The 22,941-nt window shown below is 41.6% G+C and carries 21 protein-coding genes; 14 read left to right on the top strand and 7 right to left on the bottom strand.

Annotation, left to right across the window (positions count from 1 at the left end):
* The first annotated feature begins 246 nt into the window (after positions 1 to 246).
* The 3 genes from VB118_12080 (at position 247) to VB118_12070 (ending at position 3,405) form a co-directional block, all read left to right on the top strand.
* Positions 247 to 1,155, top strand: a complete 909-nt coding sequence (locus VB118_12080; protein ID MEA4833337.1) for a helix-turn-helix domain-containing protein — start codon at positions 247 to 249, stop codon at positions 1,153 to 1,155.
* A gap of 449 nt (positions 1,156 to 1,604) precedes the next feature.
* The gene (locus tag VB118_12075) at positions 1,605 to 2,384 is read left to right on the top strand and encodes an alpha/beta hydrolase (GenBank protein ID MEA4833336.1); all 780 of its coding nucleotides are present in this window, start codon (positions 1,605 to 1,607) and stop codon (positions 2,382 to 2,384) included.
* 166 nt (positions 2,385 to 2,550) lie between these two features.
* Positions 2,551 to 3,405: a hypothetical protein gene (locus VB118_12070; GenBank protein MEA4833335.1), complete on the top strand. Its 855-nt coding sequence runs from the start codon at positions 2,551 to 2,553 to the stop codon at positions 3,403 to 3,405.
* Between the two features lie 178 nt (positions 3,406 to 3,583).
* Here the strand turns inward: VB118_12070 and VB118_12065 are convergent, their stop codons facing one another.
* On the bottom strand, positions 3,584 to 4,900 hold the full coding sequence (locus tag VB118_12065) for an FAD-dependent oxidoreductase (GenBank protein MEA4833334.1): 1,317 nt from the start codon (positions 4,898 to 4,900) through the stop codon (positions 3,584 to 3,586).
* Between the two features lie 332 nt (positions 4,901 to 5,232).
* On the opposite strand from VB118_12065, the gene VB118_12060 reads away from it, so the two are divergent.
* Positions 5,233 to 5,685, top strand: coding sequence for a spore coat protein (locus VB118_12060; protein ID MEA4833333.1), 453 nt, complete (start codon positions 5,233 to 5,235; stop codon positions 5,683 to 5,685).
* Positions 5,686 to 5,749: 64 nt separating this feature from the next.
* A complete protein-coding gene (locus tag VB118_12055) occupies positions 5,750 to 6,097 on the top strand; it encodes a four-helix bundle copper-binding protein (protein ID MEA4833332.1) in 348 nt (115 codons plus the stop codon).
* 101 nt (positions 6,098 to 6,198) lie between these two features.
* On the opposite strand, the gene VB118_12050 is transcribed toward VB118_12055, so the two are convergent.
* Positions 6,199 to 8,196 carry a thioredoxin domain-containing protein gene (locus VB118_12050; GenBank protein ID MEA4833331.1) on the bottom strand — a complete coding sequence of 666 codons (1,998 nt, stop codon included), beginning with the start codon at positions 8,194 to 8,196 and terminating at the stop codon, positions 6,199 to 6,201.
* A gap of 399 nt (positions 8,197 to 8,595) precedes the next feature.
* Here VB118_12050 and VB118_12045 point away from each other — a divergent pair, with 399 nt between their 5' ends.
* A complete protein-coding gene (locus tag VB118_12045) occupies positions 8,596 to 9,468 on the top strand; it encodes a class I SAM-dependent methyltransferase (protein MEA4833330.1) in 873 nt (290 codons plus the stop codon).
* Positions 9,469 to 9,757: 289 nt separating this feature from the next.
* Here the strand turns inward: VB118_12045 and VB118_12040 are convergent, their stop codons facing one another.
* Both VB118_12040 and VB118_12035 read right to left on the bottom strand, forming a co-directional pair.
* Complete coding sequence (locus tag VB118_12040) at positions 9,758 to 10,372, bottom strand: hypothetical protein (protein ID MEA4833329.1); 615 nt, start codon at positions 10,370 to 10,372, stop codon at positions 9,758 to 9,760.
* 159 nt (positions 10,373 to 10,531) lie between these two features.
* Positions 10,532 to 11,092: a TetR/AcrR family transcriptional regulator gene (locus tag VB118_12035; protein ID MEA4833328.1), complete on the bottom strand. Its 561-nt coding sequence runs from the start codon at positions 11,090 to 11,092 to the stop codon at positions 10,532 to 10,534.
* A gap of 264 nt (positions 11,093 to 11,356) precedes the next feature.
* On the opposite strand from VB118_12035, the gene VB118_12030 reads away from it, so the two are divergent.
* The 3 genes from VB118_12030 to VB118_12020 all read left to right on the top strand — a co-directional run bounded on the left by VB118_12030 (position 11,357) and on the right by VB118_12020 (position 13,603).
* Entirely contained in the window at positions 11,357 to 12,079 is a 723-nt protein-coding gene (locus tag VB118_12030; protein MEA4833327.1) for a methyltransferase, read from the top strand.
* 20 nt (positions 12,080 to 12,099) lie between these two features.
* A complete protein-coding gene (gene rsmI, locus VB118_12025) occupies positions 12,100 to 12,942 on the top strand; it encodes a 16S rRNA (cytidine(1402)-2'-O)-methyltransferase (GenBank protein MEA4833326.1) in 843 nt (280 codons plus the stop codon).
* 217 nt (positions 12,943 to 13,159) lie between these two features.
* Positions 13,160 to 13,603, top strand: a complete 444-nt coding sequence (locus VB118_12020) for a DUF3788 domain-containing protein (protein MEA4833325.1) — start codon at positions 13,160 to 13,162, stop codon at positions 13,601 to 13,603.
* Positions 13,604 to 13,780: 177 nt separating this feature from the next.
* On the opposite strand, the gene VB118_12015 is transcribed toward VB118_12020, so the two are convergent.
* Entirely contained in the window at positions 13,781 to 15,238 is a 1,458-nt protein-coding gene (locus VB118_12015) for an extracellular solute-binding protein (GenBank protein MEA4833324.1), read from the bottom strand.
* Between the two features lie 608 nt (positions 15,239 to 15,846).
* Here VB118_12015 and VB118_12010 point away from each other — a divergent pair.
* From VB118_12010 to VB118_11990, 5 genes are all read left to right on the top strand, one after another.
* Complete coding sequence (locus tag VB118_12010) at positions 15,847 to 17,595, top strand: YgiQ family radical SAM protein (GenBank protein ID MEA4833323.1); 1,749 nt, start codon at positions 15,847 to 15,849, stop codon at positions 17,593 to 17,595.
* A gap of 249 nt (positions 17,596 to 17,844) precedes the next feature.
* Positions 17,845 to 18,150 (top strand): hypothetical protein, encoded by a 306-nt coding sequence (locus VB118_12005; GenBank protein ID MEA4833322.1) that lies wholly within the window; start codon positions 17,845 to 17,847, stop codon positions 18,148 to 18,150.
* 162 nt (positions 18,151 to 18,312) lie between these two features.
* On the top strand, positions 18,313 to 18,876 hold the full coding sequence (locus tag VB118_12000; protein MEA4833321.1) for an RNA polymerase sigma factor: 564 nt from the start codon (positions 18,313 to 18,315) through the stop codon (positions 18,874 to 18,876).
* Complete coding sequence (locus VB118_11995) at positions 18,869 to 19,513, top strand: hypothetical protein (protein MEA4833320.1); 645 nt, start codon at positions 18,869 to 18,871, stop codon at positions 19,511 to 19,513. The genes VB118_12000 and VB118_11995 overlap by 8 nt, the downstream gene beginning before the upstream one ends.
* Positions 19,514 to 20,099: 586 nt before the next feature.
* Positions 20,100 to 20,819, top strand: coding sequence for a metallophosphoesterase (locus VB118_11990; GenBank protein MEA4833319.1), 720 nt, complete (start codon positions 20,100 to 20,102; stop codon positions 20,817 to 20,819).
* On the opposite strand, the gene VB118_11985 is transcribed toward VB118_11990, so the two are convergent.
* Together VB118_11985 and VB118_11980 are read right to left on the bottom strand one after the other, a co-directional pair.
* Positions 20,771 to 21,592, bottom strand: coding sequence for a hypothetical protein (locus VB118_11985; GenBank protein ID MEA4833318.1), 822 nt, complete (start codon positions 21,590 to 21,592; stop codon positions 20,771 to 20,773). The two genes, VB118_11990 and VB118_11985, sit on opposite strands and share 49 nt — an antisense overlap.
* A gap of 72 nt (positions 21,593 to 21,664) precedes the next feature.
* Complete coding sequence (locus VB118_11980; protein MEA4833317.1) at positions 21,665 to 22,426, bottom strand: MBL fold metallo-hydrolase; 762 nt, start codon at positions 22,424 to 22,426, stop codon at positions 21,665 to 21,667.
* Between the last annotated feature and the right edge of the window lie 515 nt (positions 22,427 to 22,941).

Here is a 22,941-nt window from a genome sequence, read left to right as displayed (position 1 = left end):
CCGTTGCTGTATTTATACATCTCGTCGCCCCCAAGTGCAAGCTTTTTAACATGTTTCGGCCATTTTCCTTGCACTTATTATACCATAATTCTTGCGATTTGTCTTGCCTTGCTGTATATTTTCTTTTGTTCAGCGGGCATTACTTAATTCATGTTATTTGTTCGGCACTTGTGCTAAACATGTACGCTTAATGCAAAGCAAAATTCTTATAAATCTTTTATTATATTAGTCACAGGAGATATTCATATGAAAAGTAGTAAGGCTTTTGATGACGTAATTCTTTACCTTGAAAAAATCATAGTTGACGGCCGCGAAATTGATTATAATGAAATATCAAAAATCACTATGAGTCCAGCAGCATTGTTTCAACGTATTTTTATTTTTGTATCGGGTATAAGCATTTTCGATTATGTAAGAAAACGTAGATTGACTTTGGCTGGACATGATTTGAAAGATAATGATATTTCCATTTTAGATGTAGCTATAAAACATGGCTTTCAATCACATTCCGCATTTACGCGAGCATTTAAAGAACATCATGGCATTACGCCGTCAGAAGCCAAACAGGAAGCTGCCAAACTAAATGATTATCTCCCGATTAATTTCTCAGACATGAGATTTATAGGGGGCAAACGTATCATGGCAGAAATGAAAAAAATTATTTACAAAGAAGCGGACGAACGTTTAATGGTGGGGCTGCATCGTGAAACTTCATTTATGAATGGGGGTAAGGTGTGGCAGGAATTTTTCATGAACGGCGTGATTGAAAAATTGGATACACTGGCGGATGTCAAGTGTTGCAATGACATTGACGCAAATGATGGTATAGGATTGATGTATGGTTTTAAGGATATGTATAACTTCCATGTCATTATCGGAGATTTTGTAAAGGCTGACACGAAAATACCAGACGGGTTATTTGCAAAACATATCCCCAAAGGATTGACGGCGCAAGTACAAATTGAAGGTAGTAACGTAGTTGATATTCTTGATTCGGCATATTTTTTAATCACAGAAGCCATTGAAAAAACCGGAAGAGAGATTGACCATGACAATTTTTACTGGTGCGAAGTATACACCCATGAGCGTTATAGCGAACCTTTAAATCGAGGTGAAAAGGTCATCATTGATTATATAATGCCTATTAAAGCGTAAAATCAGTAAATACAGTCGTCCCAGAAAAGAATTGCAAGACGTTGTAGATACAGATTATAGGCATAATATGTCGTTCACTTGCCGTTTGCTTCATTTTGAGCACCATTAAACCTGTATCTAAAACGCGCAAATGACACAAAAGAAAAGTCGCGTAAGCGGCTTTTTCTTTTTGTACTTGTTACTTTTCTCTTGTCACTTTTCATTTTTTTCCGACCCGTCGACGGGCGACTATTTCAGTGAAAAGATAAAAGAGAAGAGAAGAAAAAAGGTAGCTTTACTATGCAAAGCATTGATTATATAAAGGTTAAATGTTATAATAACAGCGAACGAAGGGACGGGGCTCTGCTCCGCCCGATTGTATTATATTGGATTGTATTGGATATTGGATTGGGATAATTACATAATTACATTGATAATAAGAAATCGGTATGCGAAGAGGTATCTTGAAAATGGAAGCAGTCCGAATAATATTAAAAATATTTATGTGGGTGTTTATTATAGAATTTGGATCAAACATTGTCATGCAGTCGATAAGCTATTTGTTTTACAGCAAAGCGAAGAAAATGACAGATAATAATTGTGTCCCTGAGCATATACAGATTAGTGATAACCTGTCTGGTTACGGAACGAATCTTGATGCTGATTCTGATCGTATTATTCTGTATTTCGGCGGTTCAAATTACATAGCTTATAATTCGGCGGGGTGCTTCGGTAAAAAATTCGATATTCCGTTCATCTCAGCTGATTATTACGGAAGCCAGGGCAGTCATGGCAGAATGAATCTGAAGTCGTTGCAGAAAACCGCCGTTGATTTATACGATTGGGCTGAAAATCGATATGCAGGAAGAAAAATAACCGTTATGGGACACAGCTATGGAGCGGGAATCGCCGCATATCTTGCGAGCGAGCGTGAATGCGACAATCTTGTTATGCTTGCTGCATACCGTGATCTGGCTGATTTATATAACAAGATTATTCCGATATTCTGGGGTCCGGCGAAAGCGTTTATTACAAACAATATCAACGCCGCCGATTATGCAAAAAACATTTTATGTCCTACTTTTATTATCGGATCGCTCGCCGACAGGACATTGAGCGCCCGGTTGCAATATAAAGTACGGAATTCATTTCAAAAATCTGAAGTAAAAATATTTGACGATGTAAAGCATCAATCTTACCTGGATAGCAAACGTGTCATTGAGTATATAATTAAAACTGCGATCAAATAAAAAAGAAAAAACAATATGCCAGAGCCTTTTCTTTCTTAAAGCATTGATATTTAATTGTCCGGTTAATAATAATGAACTTTGACATTAATACCGCGAGTGTCATAATGATAATTTCCTTCATATAATAGAATAAGAAATCCAGATTTATTATACAAGGAGATATTTAATGGCAACTTTTTATAACAGAGCTGTTCTTTCATATAATGGAACCGTAACAGATTCAAACGTAACGACAGGCGAGCTGATTGAAATCCTTTCTGCGACAAAAACTGCTGTAATGAATGATTACGTAGCAAAAGACGACGTAACTTATGTAATTAGCATTGTCAACGCAGGGCCTGCTTCGTTCACGGGATTGACTATCACCGATGATCTCGGAAGCTATCCTTTCGGACTGGGCCAATTGGTTCCGCTGACATATGTCACCGGATCGGTAAGGTATTATGTCAACGGAACACTGCAAGCCACACCCGCTGCCGTCGCGGGACCTCCGCTTGTTATCAGCGGAATCTCGGTGCCCGCGGCAGGCAACGCAATAATCATTTACGAAGCTGAAGCAAACCAATATGCACCGCTCGGTTTAAACGACAGTATAGAAAATAATGCAATAATCAGCGGCGGCGGATTATCAACCGATATCGTTGCCACGGAGACTATCTATACTGAAGACAGACCGAATTTGACAATCAGCAAAGCTATCTGTCCTGCGGTCGTTACAGAAAACCAACAGCTGACGTATACCTTTGTTATCGAAAACTCTGGCAATACAGCAGCGGTTGCGGGCGACCTCGTTACTATCACTGACGTATTTAATCCGATTTTAAATCCGATCACAGTGACTTTCAACGGAGCCCCATGGGTTTCTCCGGCAAATTATTCGTATATTACGGCTACAGGTGAATTCGCGACTGTTGCCGGTCAGGTGACGGTGCCGGCAGCGACTTATACGCAGGATCCTGTCTTAGGCAACTGGATAATAAATCCCGGCGCTAGCGTTCTGGTCATAACCGGCACGGTATAAGATTTAAAAGGATACGGGCTTTTTTGAAAAGAAGCCTCATAAGAAACTCAATACGATGAATTTCAAAACAAGGGGCGGTCTACGGCTGCTCCTTGTCTTATTAGCTCGGAATTTAAATTATTACCGTTATTAAAACAACAATTAAATAATAGTTGTATTATTAAGATAGAAAAGCTTTTCATTCCTTGCCTTTAAGATCGCCGGTGGCCGGATTATCTATCAGTTCGCCGTCTTGGTCAAAGCGCGAGCCGTGGCATGGACAGTCCCATGAACGCTCCACTTCATTCCATTTCAATGCGCATCCCAAATGGGGGCAGCGCTTTTTTGAAATGGACAAAAGGTTTATGACGGCTTCAAACGCATTTATAAAAAGCTGCGGCTTTAACATGCTTCTTGACGGTGAGAATACAGGCGTAAATTCATTGGGCTTGTCTGAAACGAGATCCGCAAGGATCACAGCAGCCGCCATTGACGATGTCATGCCCCATTTATTAAAACCGGTCGCCACAAAGAAATCAGGCGTGCTTTTTGAATACTGCCCTATATACGGAACGCCGTCAAGCGTCATGCAGTCCTGAGTCGCCCATGAGTATTTTTCCGTGGCTTCGGGGTAATGCCGGCTTGCGAAACCGCGCAGCTCGTTCCAATTGCCGCCATTTTTACCCGTCCTGTGATCTCCGCCGCCGATAAGCAGCATATCTTCATAATTACGGAAAGACATACCGCATTGCGCCTGGTCAACATACATTCCGTCGACGTTCTGCGCGTTTTCAAGCGCGATCACATACGACCGGTGCTGATACATTTTTAGAAAATAGCTGCCGTGTTTGTTTATAAACGGGAAATGCGTGGCCACTATTATTTTCTCGGCCGTTATTTTTCCGCCATCCGTTATAGCCGTGTGCTTTGAGAGCTCCTTAACCTCGGTGTTTTCGAAAATATTCAAATCCTTTGATATACCGGACGCAAATTTTAAGGGATTGAACTGCGCCTGGTTTTTAAATCTGACAGCTCCTGCGATATCGAACGGAAGCGGAAGCTTATCTGCAAATTCCGCTTCAAAGCCCAGCTTCTGAAGCGCCGCGGCTTCCTTTTCTGCTTTATTCTTTCCGCCCGGTGCATTTCTGAGCGAATAAACATATGCGTCCTTGTTTTCAAAATCACAGTCAATCCCGCCGCAGAGAAGGCGGTATTGTTCAAGTGCGTTTTGATTTGCGCGAAGATACATTCCGGCCTTCTCCATACCGAAGCAATTTATCAGCTTATCATAAATAAAGCCGTGCTGCGAGGTAATTTTTGCGGTCGTGTTTTTCGTTATCCCACCGCAAATCGACTTTGCTTCCGCCAAGATATAATCAATCCCGCGCTGATTGAGCATATAAGCGCAGAGAAGCCCCGCCATTCCGCCGCCAATAATAAGGACATCTGTCTTTTTATCTTGATTCAGGCTTTTAAAATGCGGGAGAGCCGATTTATCCGTCCATACAGAATACATTTTTTATCACCGCCGTTTTTATAATATTATGCCTTCATATCAAAAATTTATTTAATCAGAAAGGATAATTTTTGATAGTCTGAACATAATAAATCCGGCGGTGATTATGTTTATTAAACGGCAAATATATAATCGTTGTTTTATATGGCTCGCGGAGTGACTTATTTATCCATAGAAAAGCTGTATATCAAGCTTTTCTTTATAAAATGCGATTTTATAATTTCCGTGATTAATAAACCCGTTACCGCGTTGCGTATTCGGGTGGATTCCCGGCGCAAACCGGCCGCAGCTGTAAACAGTAAATTAAAACGAGCCGGGTATGGAGCTTTAAAATGCAATTAACACAAAAAGAAACCGATTTACTGAAGGATTTAAAAGGGCAGGAAAAGCTTTGTGTCGATAAATACACAAAACATTCTTCCGCAGCCTCCGATTCACAGCTCAAGCAGCTGTTCAGTCAAATTGCTCAGACCGAACAAACCCATCTTGATTCGATTACTAAAATCGAAAGCGGTACCGTTCCGCAGATCAGCGGCAGTGTTTCAAGCCAGCCGTCTTTCAAAGCCACCTATGGAATGTCTGAGGATTCCGGTAAGAAAAGCGACTGTTATCTTTGCTCTGATGTTTTGGCGGGTGAAAAACATGTTTCCCAGCTGTATGACACATGTATATTTGAGTTCAAGGACGAAAATATCCGCAATGTCTTGAATCATATTCAGAAGGAAGAACAGGGCCACGGTAAAATGATTTATGATTATATGCAGATAAACGGCATGTATTCATAAAATAGCTTAAAGCATCCGGAGCCATCGTCTCCGGATGCTTTGTTATTAAAGGAGGCGTGATTAAATGGGCGTAGTAACAACGGTTACCGATAAATATCAGAAATGTATTGACGAATGTAATAAATGTGCGCAGGCGTGCTATGAATGCTTTGAGGCATGTATCAATGAACCTGATCTGAACGCAAGAAAAGGATGCGTAAAGATTCTGACGGAATGCGCAAAAATGTGCGAAATGTCAACAAGCTTTATGTCTATGAACGGACAGTTCGCAAAAAAGCATTGTAAAATGTGTGCCGTAATATGCGATACATGCGCAAAAGAATGCGATATGTTCAAAGACGATCACTGTAAAAAGTGCGCCAATGAATGCCGTGCGTGCGCTGATGAATGCAGGAAAATGTCGGGAATGTAATGAATCGAATAAAAAACGTATAGGAAGCCTATCCGTTTTTTTCTTGCTTTCGAAATTAAGGAGCAGTTCTTAAACAGGTCATCGAGATGCATTGTAAATTTTCAGATTCGAAGCTTCGAGCTTGTTTGCGTGTAATCATTTATGGGATTCATGCATACATGATTTTTACAGACATAAAACGTCGTTTTGTCATTGATAAGCCTGTATTCATCTGTAGGAGTATCGACGATCCTGACGATCGTACCCTGCCCGAATTTTCCGCGCAGACCGGCAAGTTCGGATTTGTTTTTTAAAACCGCGGTTACGGTTTCCGGCGGATCGTTTTGAAGCATCAGCGCAAGCAGAAAAAAGCAATGTCCGGACGGATATTTCCTTGCTCCGGAAGAGATAAACAAAAGCTGCTTTTTTATTATTTCATCAAGTTCCGTGTCGTTTGTTAAATAAGAAAGCTTTATCAGATTATATGCCATAACCGAATTTCCGCTTGGTATGGCGCCGTCATATATTTCCTTGGGTGTGATGATAAGCTCTTCGTTTTCCTTGCCGTAAAGATAAAATCCTCCATTTCCCATGTCAAAAAAGTCCGAAATTGCCTTGTCGCAGAGCCGTCTTGCCTTATTGATAAAGTTTGTGTCAAGGGTCGCGTCATACAAACGCATGAGCGCGAACGCGTAGAAGGCATAATCGTCCAGATATCCCTTTGCGCCGCGGCTTCCGTCCCGGAAGCTTACATATAATGTGCCGTCTTCGAAAAGCTTTTCATCGATAAATTTTTCCGCTTTCCGCGCGGCGTATAAATACCCTTCATTTTCCGTCAACTGATAAAGCATGGCAAAAGCCGATATCATAATTGAATTCCATGCGGTCAGTATCTTGTCATCAAGATGAAGCTTCGTCCTGGCTTTGCGGTATTGATAAATTTCCGGCAGATAATCCTTAAACGCGTCTTCAGCATAATTGTTGTTATCAAGCAAATTCGGTATGCTCCTGCCGCCTTCGAAATTGCCGTTTTTTTTGATGCCGTAATAATCGTTGAAGTGATTCCCGGCTTCTTGTCCAAGGATATTTATGATTTCATACGGCTCAAACACATAGTATTTTCCTTCTTCTCCGTCGCTGTCGGCATCCTGCGCGCTGTAAAAGCCGCCCTCCGGGCTTGTCATTTCGCGAAGAACATATTCAGCCGTTTTTTCCGCAATATTTTTATAAAATATATTTTTTGTAGACTCATATGCTTGTGCATAGCTTATAATGAGCAAAGCGTTGTCATACAGCATCTTTTCAAAGTGAGGAACGAGATAATGCCCGTCGGTGGAATATCTTGAAAAGCCGTATCCGATATGATCGAAAATTCCGCCTCGATACATCTGCGTCAAGGTTTTTTCAACCATCGAAAGCGCATCTGATTTCCCGCTTATCCTGTTATACTCCATAAGAAACATCAGATTATGCGGTGATGGGAACTTAGGGGCGTATCCGAATCCGCCGTATTCATTATCAAAGATACTTTTGAATAACTCATAGGCTTTATCCGCCAGCCGCGAGGCATTCTCGCCGCCGGCTCCGCCCTGCGCGGAAATATTTCTAAGTTGAGCGGCTATGCCTTCCGCCGACTCAATGAGCTTCTGTTTATCATTTTCGCTTTTCCATCTCTCGCTGATGATAAAAAGCAGCTCCTTGAAGCCTGTGCTGCCGGCGCTTGAGCTTTTCGGGAAATATGTTCCGGCGAAGAACGGCTTTTGATCAGATGTCATGAATATACTCATCGGCCAGCCGGCTCCGCCCGTAAACGTCTGACAAAATGACATATAAACGCTGTCTATATCCGGGCGCTCCTCTTTGTCAACTTTTATTGAAACAAAATATTGATTCAATATATCGGCTATCTCGGCATCCTCAAAGCTTTCGTGAGCCATGACATGGCACCAGTGGCAGGTGCTGTAGCCTATACTTAAAAATATAGGTTTATCTTCTGATTTTGCCTTTTGAAAAGCTTCTTGCCCCCACGGAAACCAGTCTATGGGATTGTATGCGTGTTGCAACAGATATGGGGATTTTTCATTTATCAGTTTATTAGGAGTTCTGTTATCAGTTGTCATGAGCATCATCTCCTTAGTTCTTGATTTTAATATTTTAACCAAAAAAGAAAGCCAATATGTTATTAAAACGGCATTTAAATAAGCCTTGTTTTATAAGAGAGAAAAGCCCATATACCAGAGCCTTTTCTCTCTTATAGCGGTAGTTATTTAAATACCGATTTAATAATAGCATCAATTCGATATGGGTATCTTTTCAATTAGACGAAAGACAAGTCTATTATGATGAAACAGATGATACTTATTGGAATGATGATGGCACGGAAGCCCCACCGTTCTAATAGAGACGAAACCTCATAGTGTCAATAAGTTTTTTTGCTTATTGTGAATTTGTGGGTTATAATGTGTTTAGTAAAGAATTGTAAAAAATTAATAGCTGAAGAACATTTAAGGGAGGTTGCAATGAATACTATTTGGTCAACATATTTACAGAGAGCTGGAACTCTTTATTACACCCGTTCACTTCGTTTTTCTGATATCTTTAAAGAGTCTTATGCAAAAAGTTTTAATATTGATTTTGTAAAAAACATTTTAGAAATTGGTTGTGGCCCTGGAGCATTATCACAATCGCTATATCGCTGGTATCCAAATGCTGAAATATTAGGCACAGACAGAGATAGTCAATTTGTTAAATTTTCAGCTAAACATGCACCATATATTAAATTTCTTGAAGCAGATGCAACTAAACTTCCTTTTGGCGATAATTCCTTTGATGTTACAATATCTAACACAGTACAAGAGCATGTAGAACCCTCTAAATTTTTTGGTGAACAATATAGGGTTTTAAAGCCAAATGGAGTTTGCCTTGTTTTGTCGGCAAGGAGAGGAATTAACATTCAAGCTCCATGTATTGCAGAACAAACGGAGTTTGAAACAGAAATTTATAATCGTACAAAAAACTTCTATTCTGAGACAGATAAAAAGTACAATGTTTGTGCTTATCCATTAAGCGAGTCTGAATTACCATTAGCCATGCAAAAGTTTGGCTTTATGAATGTTTCAACTAATTATTTGACAATAAATTTAACCCCTGATAATCCTCAATACTCAAAAGAAATAGCATATGCAATGATAAACGCTAATCGTCAAGTTGAACTTGACAGTATTGAATATCTACCACATATTGCGCCGAATGTTGTAACAGCCGATGAAATAGAAAGATTAAAGGAAGTCAAAAATACAAAGTATGACAAACGCCTTGCCCTTTATGACGCAGGAGAAAAACAATGGGATACTAATATGTCATTAACAATGATTTTACGTGGAACAAAATGAGTATTGTTTTAAATTTATAATCTTAATAGAATATGACTTATCGAAACTTCTTTTGTGTTGCACGTTTTGTTCTTGATTTTAATATTTTAACCAAAAAAGAAAGCTCCTATGTGAATAGCAGCTTTCTTTGATTAAAGTATTATTATGCTTTATCTGTATTGTCTACGAAAAATTGTTTATTAACTCGGAAATTTAATAATTACTGCTGTAAGAGAGAAAAGGCTTTGGTTCTTTTCTCTCTTGTAAAACAAGGATTATTTAATTGCCGTTTTAACAAATGCCGAGTTAATTATGCATTCAGCTTCTTGAACTCCTCATATCCGATATATACCACCCATAAATATGCAAGTGTTTTAGGAATCATAAGAACCCCGATCAACTTGAATGTATTTGCGAACAATACAACAGGCAAATAGCAGGCGAAGGATATTATAATTGCTATTCCTATCTTCTTGAAGGTATTGTCTTTGGTTTCATAGGATTTCTTTAAAATCAAATATACAATTAATACACCCAAAATTGCAAATGGTATGTTTCTGTATATTCCCCAGCTAACTGGCGCATCATATAAAGTCCATTTGTTTTGGGGCATAAGGCAAAGTGTTATTCTTGCTATGATCAATATTCCCGCGAATATCCTGATACCATTGTCATTTTTTAAATTAAATCGCGCTTCAACAATTCTGAACAGGATTGCATAAAACAAAGTCATTGTAATAGATGTTATAAGCTTTCCGATTCCCAAAGTTGCTGCATTTGCTTCTAAACCGGTGGTTAACAAGGCATATATTCTTGGTATGAGATGAAATGAATCACCGAATCCCAATACAAAGCCCATATATCCGTATAATTCTATCATTTTATTCTTATGTTTCTTTCCTGCCAAGATCATTTTAATGGACATAAAAATTACCGATACCAAATAAAACAAATCAAAAATCGGCTCTAAATACCTCATGATTGAATACTCCTAATTAATGAATATGAATGTTATTAATTTGCGCTTATATAAAAATCATATCTTTTTAGATTATGTTTTTTTCTGATAAAATCCGAATCAAACTCAGAACAGTTTTTTAAGTATATTTTCGAAAAATTGGTATTCAAGATATGGCATTTGTATCATTGAAATAAAATTAATTACAATGTACCCGGCCATTTTATGAGTGTCAAATTTTTCTTCATCTGAATCAGTGTGTCCGTATATTTCCTTCTTCAGTAATTCCTCAATTAAATTTATCAGCTTATTGATATATATGTTTTCTTTTTTCAAACCACTTTCAATATAATCAGGAAAATTATAAAGCTCGCTGTTTAACCAAATCGCTTTAAACCGTATTAAAAAATGACCGAGAGAATCAAATATATTTTTAAGCTTCACATAAAAATCTTCCCGAGAACCCAATATTTCTTCAATTTCGGTAAAATACTCCTCCCAAAAGCTTGCCATCATTTCTACGATAAGTTCTTTTTTTGTGGGGAAGTAATTATATATTGTTCCCACTGCTATGCCGCATTTCTTCGCAACTCGTCTTATACTGATACCCGAATATCCTTCGGCATACATTATTTTTTTGGATTCATCCAAAATAAGCTCTTTTGGATTTTCAATTTCTCTGGACAATTTAAGTACCTCGCAAATGAACATTGTTCATTTGAAGTATAACACAATTATTTTGGTTGTCAATACAAAAATTATATTTTCTTCGAGAGTTTATTACAATTTATTACCATCTGAGTTAAATTGTTTTCTTCAGCTGAACTTTTTTTATTCAACGCAACGTACAAGCGTTTTTGTTGACATAAGCAAATTTGGGCATTATAATATTAAAAGCGCCTTGCTTTTTATTTTAAATACTCCAAATACGTAAATAAATCAGGATTATATATGAAACGTCTCGACGAGATCTGCCCCGGACACAGCATATATCAATACAGCGACGGATTTTCCTACGGAACGGATGCCGTATTGCTTACGGCTTTTACACGGTTCAAGCCTGGCGCGTCCGGCGCGGAGCTGGGAACCGGGACCGGAGTCATACCGGTTCTGCTGTGCGTTTACCGGCGCCCGAAAAAAATATATTCATTCGAAATACAGTCGAAGTATGCCTCGGTCGCTGCGGAAAACGCCGGAATGAACGACTTTTCTAATATTATCGAAGTAATCGAGGGCGATTATCTTGATGCTTCGCGACATATTCCGCTCACCGGGCTTGACTTCGTGGTGTCTAATCCGCCTTATATGAAATCCACTTCCGGTTATCTCAACGCCGGTTCTGACAAGCTGATCGCGAGGCACGAAATAAAGGCCGACATTTACGGCACTTGTCTTTCGGCGTCAAAGCTTTTAAAAAACGGAGGAGAGCTGTTCATGGTTTACCGTCCCGATCGGATGAGCGAGTTGTTCGCCGCGCTAAAAGCCGCACGGCTTGAGCCTAAAGAGCTTGTGCCGGTCGAAACAAGACCCCGTGAAGCTCCGAAGCTGATACTTTGCCGCGCAAAAAAAGACGCTCTTCCGTCAATGAAGCTCAGGGAATCCTTCCGGATTTACGACGATAACGGAGAGCTTTCCGACGGTATGAGGAGAGTCTATTCTGAATATAGAATATAAAATTTAGGGGAGAAATAAAATTGTCAAACGAGATAATATCGGGCGCGCTCTACATAGTCGCCACTCCAATTGGAAATTTATCGGACTTCTCGCCGCGCGCGGTAATGATACTGCGCGGGGTGAGCTTCATTGCCGCGGAGGATACGCGAGTCACAATGAAGCTGTGCTCGTATTTCGACATAAAAAAACCGCTCGTCAGCTATTATGAAAACAATAAAAAAGTACGGGGGCCGGAGATAATATCCCGTCTTGTCGCCGGTGAAAGCTGCGCGCTCGTCAGCGACGCAGGCACTCCCGCGATTTCCGATCCGGGAGAGGATCTCGTGCGGCTTTGTGCCGAAAGCTCCGTGCCGGTGTTCACCGTGCCGGGACCGTGCGCCGCGATATCGGCGCTTACTCTGTCCGGACTGTTTACCGGAAGATTTTCATTTGAAGGCTTTTTATCTACGGCAAAAGCAGAGCGCCGCGAAAGGCTTATCGAAGTCAGCACGGACCGTCGGACGCTTATTTTCTACGAGGCGCCGCATCATCTGAAGGAAACGCTTGACGCAATGCTCACCTATTTGGGCAACCGCCGCCTTTCGCTTGCCAGAGAGCTTACTAAGCTCAACGAAGAGGTTATCCGGACCGATATCGCCGCAGCAATAGAGATATACCGCCATAAAGAGCCGAAGGGCGAATATGTGCTTGTCGTAGAGGGCGCGCCGAAACCATCCGATTCCGACGCATTCTGGTCTGATATGACCGTGAAAGAACATTATGAACATTATATATCCTCCGGAGCAGAGCGGATGGATGCGATAAAGGCCGTCGCGCATGACCGCGGAATCGCAAAAAGCGTCATATATAAAGAGCTGTTGTAATAGGATGCTGACGCAAAATGCCTCTCCGGGATTTTTAAGAGCAAGTCCATCTTTATTAAAACGGCAATTATTAAAACGGCATTAAAATACGCCTTGTTTTATAACAGAGAAAAGCCCATATAACAGAGCTTTTTCTCTCTTTAAGCGGTAATTATTAAATTGCCGAGTTAATAAGTCGTAATACTGTACACTAATAATTTTCACAGGAGGCATCGATATGACATGGCACACATTATTTCCGCAAGATAGTAAACCCGATTTTTCAGACTTTTCTAAATATGTCAGTTTTAATTTGTGGGATGATTTATGTATGTATATTGAAGATACTTATAAAATCAATCCGAGCATAGAATACAGCAGATGTTCAATGGAACCCGGCTGGAATGTGAAATATAAAAAATCCAGTCGTTCTATATGCACATTATATCCGAAAGAAAATCATTTCACTTGTTTGATTTCTATCGGTATAAAGGAAGCAGTAGAAACCGAATTGATAATGCAATCCTTTGATTTATATTTAATGGAGCTATATCAGAACACAAAGCCCTTTAACGGTTCGCGTTGGCTTATGATTGATGTAACTTCACAGGAAATATTAGAAAATGTAAAAACATTAATCAATATAAGGGTGAAGCCGAAAATTGCCGCTTTAAATATCTGAATTGTGATTAAAACGGCATTTAAAAACTTTGTTTTTCGGTAATTATTAAATGCCGATTTAATAATGCGGCATTTTTGAGGCGTTTCTCTGAGCATTCACATAAAAATAATCCGCGCCCGGATTTAATTCCGGGCGCGGCGCTTTTATAAAATTATTTCTGTTCTGTTTAAATAAACATCAACCGATAAATGACTTGAAAGCGTCGACGGTATCCTGAATGTCAGTGAGCGTCTTATCCTTCTGAGCGCTGATTTGCGAAGCAATATTTGCTCCGGAGGGATTTCCGGCGATGTTGTAAAGCCATGTGAACCAGCCGCCCCAGCTGTAAATATATGCGGCGTCAAATACACGGCTGCCAAGGATAATGTCGAGCATTTTTACTGAATCCTCATCGCGGACAGACTGCTTGGTAACGACAACGTCGTAATAACCCTTTCTGAGGGTGTCATGGGATTTTCTTGTGAACAACTCGAGCATCAAAACCGCAGAATCGACATCGTCACAGCTCGTCGGTATGCCGACAAGAGAGCCGCTTGTTCCGGAGCTGACTGCGCTTACATAGTTTTCCTGAGAAGATTCATATTTAGGAAGCGGGAGAACTCCGAAGTCGTCATCCATCTGACGGAAAACTGTTCTTGCTTTCATAAGAATTGTTCCGCAGAACACGGACTGTCTCTTCTGGAACATAGGAGTGATAGTTGCGGCATAGTTTACGAACACACCGTCAGCAGTGTAATAATTCTTCATAGCTTCGACGACATCAGCGGCGCGGGTCGTCTCAAGAGAAAACTCTGGAAGATCCTCCGCGTTCTTTTTGACGACGGTTTCGCCGGAGCCGAAGAACATGGCATAAGAGTCATAGTTTTCGCAAAGATAGCCGTAATTGTCGACATCGGTCCATTTGCCGTCGTCGTTTGTATCAACGCGGACATCCTTGCAAATTTCAAGTAGCTTGTCAAGAGTCCATTTGTTGTCATATACGAGCTGATACGGATTCTCGATATTGTTCTCTTCGGCTGCCGCCTTGTTGAAATACAAAGCGTATGTGCAGTCGATATCGGAGGTCGAAAGGCTTCCTGTGAGGAAGAACACTTTACCCGCGATGGAGAGGTCTCGGATGGAGCACTGATCCCACCATTCGCGGTCAAGATTTATGGTGTCGTGTGAAGCAAGGTCCACAAGCGCGTTTTCCTTTGAAAGCGCGGCAAGGTTTGAACCGTTGCCGATGAACAGGTTGTATCCGGCTGTGCCGGCCTGTAATTCTGCTTTTGCTGTATTGAGCCAATCGGCGTCTGTGGTTCCGGTGAATTCAATGTCAAAGCCGTAGTTGTCTTTCAGCCATTGATTTCTGGTTGTGATCTCAGAGCTGATGACATCGTCCTCAACCTCGGTTTCCGGTAAAATGTCAGGCTTTGTCTTCCAGCTGGTGTCTTCTCTGCCGAAAATCTTCAAGGTTTTGCCGCTGAGATCGGCCGTCGGCCACGGATCGGGATCGGCTGCGCCCGTAACAGTGCCGGTGACAGGAGCGGTGCCGGTGTTTTTGCCTGTTACGGCGGGCTTTTCTTCGCATGAAGTCATTGCTACGGCCATTGCGATCATAGCCGCCGCAAGAATGCACGAAATAACTTTTTTCATTTGATTAGCATGCCTTTCTTAATATTTATTGATTTTACGGATGCCGCTATAGCGTATATAACAGAACCAGATCACGGAATATTATAAACGTATTAAGACATCCTTCTCGAAAATTCAAGTTGATAATACCACTTTTCGCGCTTTTTGTCAACCATTATTATGTCCTGTCGTAGGTAATTTTATATTTTCATTTTCCTTCTTTTACTGCAATAAAGCCAGTTGTCAATTTTTTCAATATACTTGATGTTTATATAAAAACAATGTATAATCGAAATAGCTTTTTATATTGTTATAAATCCTAAGCGGAATAATTTCACTGGAAGCGCCGGATTATTCACACCATAATTGTTACCCCACAGATGACATATAGGCATTTACGGTTTCATGAATATTATTGACAGTTCTGTCTTTCCAGACGCTTATTTGTGTAGGTAAATCTGCTTCGGCAGGATTTCTTATAAAACAAGACTTATTTAATTACCGTTTTAATAATTATAAAGCTACTGGAACCAGTAGCTTCAGTCGTAAATATAACAGCTGGTTTTCTCTCAGGAGCAGTGATTTATCAATAATAAACTGAATATACAAATTCATAGAAGAAAGACGATATGAAAAACGAATATCCATACAATGAATTTCTTCCGATAACGGCCGCTGAATGCGAAGCGAGAGGGTGGGACGCGCCGGATTTCGTATATGTGACGGGCGACGCGTATGTCGATCATCCGTCCTTCGGAGTCGCGATAATATCGCGCGTACTTGAATCCTCCGGCTTCCGCGTTGCGATACTTGCTCAGCCGGGATGCGAATCAGGCGACGATTTCCGCAGATTCGGAAAGCCGAAGCTCGGCTTCCTCGTTACGGGCGGAAATATTGATTCCATGGTCGCGCACTTCACCTCTGACAAAAAGAGGCGCAAATACGATTATTTTTCGCCGGGCGGAAAGCCCGGTCTGCGCCCTGACAGAGCGGTCATAACATATTGCAATCGGATAAGGGAATCATATAAGGACGTGCCGATAATTATCGGCGGACTCGAAGCGTCATTGAGACGGTTCGCACATTACGATTACTGGAGCGACAGGGTGCGGCGCGGCATCCTGCTTGATTCACGCGCGGATATCATCAGCTATGGCATGGGAGAAAAATCCGTGCCGGAAATAGCGAAGCTCCTTGAAAAAGGAGTGCCGGTCAGGAAAATCCGCTCCGTGCGCGGAACCGCATATCTACAGAAAGCCTCCGAGCCACAGCCGGAGGGAACGGTTTTCGCCGGAGAATTCGACGACATCGTTTCTGACAAGGCAAAATACGCGCGCGCGTTCAAAATTCAATATGATGCGATGGACTCCATCACCGGATATCCGGTCGCGGAGGGATATAAAGACAGGGTGCTTATACAAAATCCGCCCTCTCCGCCGCTCTCGCGCGAAGAGCTCGACAGGGTCTATTCGCTTCCGTACACACGCCGATATCATCCTTCGTATGAAACGGATGGCGGAATTCCTGCGCTTACCGAAGTGAAATTTTCCGTAACGCACAACCGCGGCTGCTTCGGCGCTTGCTCGTTCTGCTCGATAGCGTACAATCAGGGACGCGAGGTCAGATCACGCTCGATAGAATCCGTGCTTGATGAAATAAGGCTTCTCACCCTGATGCCGGATTTCAAGGGGTATATTCATGACATAGGCGGTCCGACCGCCAATTTCAGATATCCCTCGTGCAGCAAGCAGCTTACGGACGGCTTGTGTAAGAATCGCAGGTGCCTTACTCCAAAGCCCTGCAAAAACCTGATTGCCGACGAAAGCGAATACTGCGAGCTTTTATCACGCGCCGAAAAAATTGACGGTATAAAGGCCGTTTTTATCCGCTCCGGGATAAGATACGATTATATGTTATTGGATAAAAAGAGCGGGTTTTTTAGAAAGCTTGTCTCCGATCATGTCAGTGGACAGCTCAAGGTCGCTCCTGAGCATTGTTCTCCCCAAGTACTCGGGCTGATGGGAAAGCCCCCGATAGAAGTTTACGAGAAATTCAAGGACGAATACTTCCGCCTGTGCGCCGAATGCGGCAAGGAGCAGTATCTCGTGCCATATCTCATGTCCTCGCATCCCGGCAGCACCGAGAAGGACGCCCAGATACTTCATGAATATATAAAAACATGGGGCTACGATCCCGAACAGGTTCAGGATTTTTACCCCACGCCGGGAACAGCTTCAACCTGTATGTTCTGGACAGGACTTGATCCGTTCACAGGAAAGCCGGTTTATGTTCCGCGTTCCCCGGAAGAAAAGCGTACTCAGAAAAAGCTGCTCCACGTCGAACGGAAAAACCATCGGACGAAAAAAGACCATAATTAATTTAACACTACAACGAACGATAGAAATTATACGAAACATTACGAACAAATTAACTTTGTAACAAGCCACTCTATTATTGAAAAACGATGCTTTTAATGTTAAAGCTTAAATTATTATATAGCCTTTTATTCGTAAAGCCGTTTCGTTCGTTGTAGTGTTACTTAGGGTTAAATTTATTGCAAGTCTATACAATCATAGGTTGTTTTTGTGTAGATAATTTAAAATGGGTGTGAAAAGCGAGGGAACAAAATGGAACAGAGCACAATGACTTTCCCGGGAAAAGAGCATTCTTCGATTATTAGCCGGTTGAATCAGGGAAAACTCTGTTATACCACAAGAGTTTTCAAAGAATTAGGCAGATACAAAGAAGGTGTGAAATATAACACTCCTTGGAATCAAACTATCATTGTGATTCAAATACAGCAATTTAATAATATTGTAGACCATCCTTTTTATAAAGAATTAACTTTTGCTCAATGTAAAGAAATCTATCAGTATTCTGAGATGGTTAATAAACCTTTTGAACTAATATCTTTTAAACTATTTAATGAATAAATATGACAATATTTTTTGACGTCCCAACTTCGTGAAATTTAGTTCAGGGACAGGTTTAATAAATATTTAAATTACAATTATAATGTCAGATGAAATTCATTATTTTACGAGATATATTAGTGAAGGCGCCTTAGAACACATCAGAAGAAAGGAGACCGCCATATGGAAGACGAACCGATTGTCCGTATGTACCTGGCCAGAGACGAGGAAGCAATAAGAGAAACGCAGAAGAAATACGGGAATTACCTGAATCGCATTTCTCAAAACATTCTTCAGGACACTTCCGACAGCGAGGAGTGCGTAAACGACACTTATCTTGCCGCCTGGAATTCGATTCCTCCGCACAGACCGGAAATACTGCGCACTTATCTCGGCAAGCTTACGCGCCGTATCTCGCTTGACTGTATAAGAAAAAAATATGCCGGCAAGCGCAGGGGCGGCGATTTTGAACTGTCGGTCGACGAGCTTGAGGATTGTCTGCCCGCATCCGGTACTCTGTATGATGAAATCGAAAACGCAAGACTCGGCGAAGTAATCGGGCGATACCTGTATGGTCTGCCGAAGGATAAACGAAGAATGTTTGTCTGCCGGTACTGGCATTCGTATTCCGTCAAGGAGATCTCCGAGGTTTTCGGGATAAGTGAAACAAAGGCGGCCAATGTTCTATACCGTATACGCAAGGACCTAAAAACATATCTTGAAAGTGAGGATTTATTTCATGGATAAGAATAAAATGTATGATTCAGTCGGAGAAATTCCGGATGAAATTATCGCGGACAGCGATAAACACTGGGAAGCTCAAAAAAAGAATAAAAAAAGCATGTGGCTTAAAATTGGATCGCTTGCGGCCTGCTTCTGTATCATCGCGGCGGCCGCGGTTGGCATTCTTTTGAGCCGAAACAATACAGATGATCCCGTAAAATCTGATATCAATATTACATGTACTGACAAATTTCAGGAGCTGTTTTTCGGCATTACCTCAGGTGCGACCGAATCCGAAAATGTGCCGTCGGGTATTTGGGCAAATCCCGTAACACCTGGGAAATTCAGAACATCAATAACTCTCGGTCAGGAGCTTGAAAACACGGAAGACGGCAAGCTTTTTGCATTGAAGGCAGAATATGCCGTTTCGGGAGACGCAAAGGATGAAAAAGCCGCGCTTAATACAGCTTATGAATTTTTCAAAGAACATGGTTTCGAAGCCGGCATAATAGACGACACGCTTTTTCTTACAGCGACAAAAGCGCAGATAGAATCAATCTGTGCAGACGGCGTTAAGGATAATACCTCCGTGGGTGCGGAATTCAAGCTCGCCAACCCTACAGAGGAACAAAAGAAACTGGAAGATGCAATCAGATATTAAAACGGAAATTTAAGAAGACGGGATTTCTTCATGCGAAGGAATCCCGTTATTTGGTGCTTCTGTTTTTACCTAAAATCAGCTAAAAGTCATAATAGCCGCGCAGTACAAAGAGGTTTGACATAAATCAGAAAGGTGTATATAATAACAATAGGGGACGATGCCTACATCGTCCCGTTTCCTGTCAAACAAATAAATATTATCATATGTATATGATTTGGCTTAATCACATATTTATCAATACCGGTAATTCTATTTATGTATTTTTATGTGATTATGCCATATTCGAGATGATGTGGGCATCGTCTCCTACAATTATATCACCTAACATTTCGTGTCTATCTTTATAACATATGGTGATAAAATACGCGTCATTTTGGCTATAATCATAATCTTTTAATCTGTTTGTTTTTCGTTTCGGCAATTCCCAAAATATCACCGCCTGTTATTATATAACACTGCAACGAACGAAACGGTGTAACGAATAAAAGGCTATATAATAATTTAAGTCTATATTTAAATGAACTTTTAGTGGTTCGCCGGTTTATCTGTCCGGACTTATTACTTTTAAAGTTAAGAAGGTCGCAGAATGGTCACAACATATTATAATATAACCGCGGAAAACGGCCCGGAAATAAGCTTCGCGGTCGCCGCGGATCTGCATAACGCGGAATATGATGAGGTTATCACGCGTATAAAGCGTGAAAAAATAGATTTCATAGCCATTCCAGGCGACCTGATATCAAAAAAGCAGGGCTGTGAGCGCGGTTATGCTTTCCTTCGGGAGGCGGCACAGCTGAAGCCCACATTTTACGAGCCCGGAAATCACGAAAAAGCCCTTGATAGCGACGGGCTTTTTGACAGGTCTGTTGTAAAGGAATCAGGTGTGGTGCTTCTGGAAAATGCGTCGATCCGCTTTGGTGATATAAACATAGGCGGGCTTTCCATGCAGGAGCCGACAGATACGGAATGGCTGACCAAATTTGCCGAAAAAAAGGGTTATAAGCTTCTTATGTGTCACCGTCCTGAATATTATTTTCAATATATTTCAAAGCTCAATATAGATATTACCGTCGCCGGACACGCGCACGGCGGACAGATAAGATTGTTCGGGAGGGGGCTTTTCTCACCGGGACAGGGATTGTTTCCGAAATATACAAGCGGAGTTTATGACGGTCGCCTGATCGTAAGCAGAGGGCTGACCAACACCGTCGTGGTGCCGCGCATCAATAACGAACCCGAGCTGTTGGTTGTGAGCATTCATCGGCTTGATAAAAGACTGCCAAGCATTTCCTCCACATCAATCTGATCATATACATATCCGAATAAAAGAGCGTCATACCAGAGACCGAATTCCTTGTTTTTTTCGCCGCGCCTCGATTCCCGGTTTTCCACGGCGGTCGTCAACTGGCGGATCGAGCTGCACATTATGCCGCGTCTTGTCATATCCACAAATCCGCAAGGCGAAATAAGAAGGCACGCGTTTATCGCGAAGCCCGTATATATAAGATGATGAATATCATAATGTCGGCACAGACCCAAAAGCTGCGCGCTGTTTATGGCGATATGTTCGTCTCCGACCGGCTTTACATACGGATTGAAATCAAGTTCCTTCTGACCACGCGCTACGTCTCCGGCGTTATGCGTTCCGACAAAAACATTTGACCATTTAAAGGAATTAAGCTTGCTCACGGTCGCATCTCCGGGAAAGACGTCATATTCGTCTCTGACATTTCCCACGATATCGAGCGTCTTTTGATATCCGGGGTAACGGCCGACAACCATATTAGAGCTTCCCACATGGATAAGCCGCATTCCGGAAGCACGTACTTTCTCAAAAAAACCGGGGAGAAGCTCTTTACATATCCTGTTGGCGCGGGGTATGTATTCCACGCATCGTTCCCATCCAGGATATTGCCCGGGCTCTCCGGTATACCAGGCGTGCATCGATACAAAAGCGGTGGTCTCCGGCTCTATCGGCAGCATTGCCGTTTTCCATCCGCCGTAATTCTCAGCCGGATATTGCAGAGAATCATCCGCGTCGAAATGCTGATAGTAATTTGTTCTGATCAATCTTTCCATTCTTTCTGCCCTTTCTTAAATTTTATTAACATTAAATAAGCATCTGATTATGCGTCTGCATAACTTTTCTCCTCACAGCCAGACAGCCCAGTCGCCGTAATTAAAAATCCCGCTGCCGTGATGCAGCTTTCCGTCAGCCTTCAGCTGTCGGAAAGCATCGCGCATCCTGGTGAGAATTTCAGGCTGAATATCAATCGTGTGATGCGCCGGAAAAACGCTCTTGACCGTCAGCGCCGATACTTTTTCTAAGGAAGCAAGATACGCTTCCGGGTCGGTCGACGGATAATAAGCAAACAGCGTATCTTTATAAACAAGATCGCCCGTAAAAAGATACCCGTGTTCCTCATCCCAAAAGCACATATGTCCCGGTGAATGCCCGGGTGTATGCAGTACCTTAATGTGCCGTCCGCCGAGTTCGATTATATCGCCGTCCTTTAATACTCTTGTCGGCGTGCCCTGAAAGAATTCATAGCTGTTCACGTCGTAACCCTCCGGCGGGTCGCAGCGATCCAGCACCATCTCTTTGATTTGTTCCATTGTAAGAGGAAATTCGCCGTTTAACCAGTTCAGTTCTTCTTCATGTGCGTAAAAATCGGGAAAATATTTGTGGCCGCCGATATGATCCCAATGAATATGGGTAGCTACGGCGGCAACCGGCTTGTCGGTCAGTTTTATCACTTCGTTATAAATATTGCAGATTCCGAGTCCGGTGTCGATCAACAAGCTGCGGTCGGTACCGTTTATTAAATAGCAATGGGTTTCCTCCCAGTGCCTGTATTCGCTGATAATATAAGTGTTTGTATCAATTTGATCGAGTGTAAACCATTTTTCCATTATTATTTTTCCTTTAACACATCATGAATTTGTCATAAAGAGCTGAATACATTTACGGCTCTGTACAGATTTAGAAACTGCATAGTCATTATACACCAAGAATATAATTTGCAAGTGAATTACAGCGCAATTTGTCGTACAGTTTACAGAAAAATATTTTCTCAGCCCTATTGATTATGGCCGATAAAGCCTACAGAAAAAACATTTTTTATGCTTGTACGGGAACACAAAAAAGCACTTCAAAAGGGCGTTCGTCAAAGGGATAACTTAAACAAGTGATTTTTGACAAACACTCTTCAAGCGGAGCAACAACAGTAAAGACCACACCGAAGGATAATGCCTTTAGTGTGGCCTTTACTTTTATATCATATATTTTATGTAATGTCTACTGAACAAATACGAATTTCAAATTTCGCTGCGGTAGATGATGTGTTATTAGCAAACAATATAGGAACACAAAAAAGGCGCAAAGAACCTTTTTCAGGTTCAGGACAATAACAGACATAGCGATACAG

The organism is Oscillospiraceae bacterium, from assembly GCA_034925865.1.
GTDB lineage: Bacteria > Bacillota > Clostridia > Oscillospirales > SIG627 > SIG704.
The sequence above is the reverse complement of the archived record's forward strand: the minus strand, read 5'-3'. Positions and strand labels throughout refer to the sequence as shown.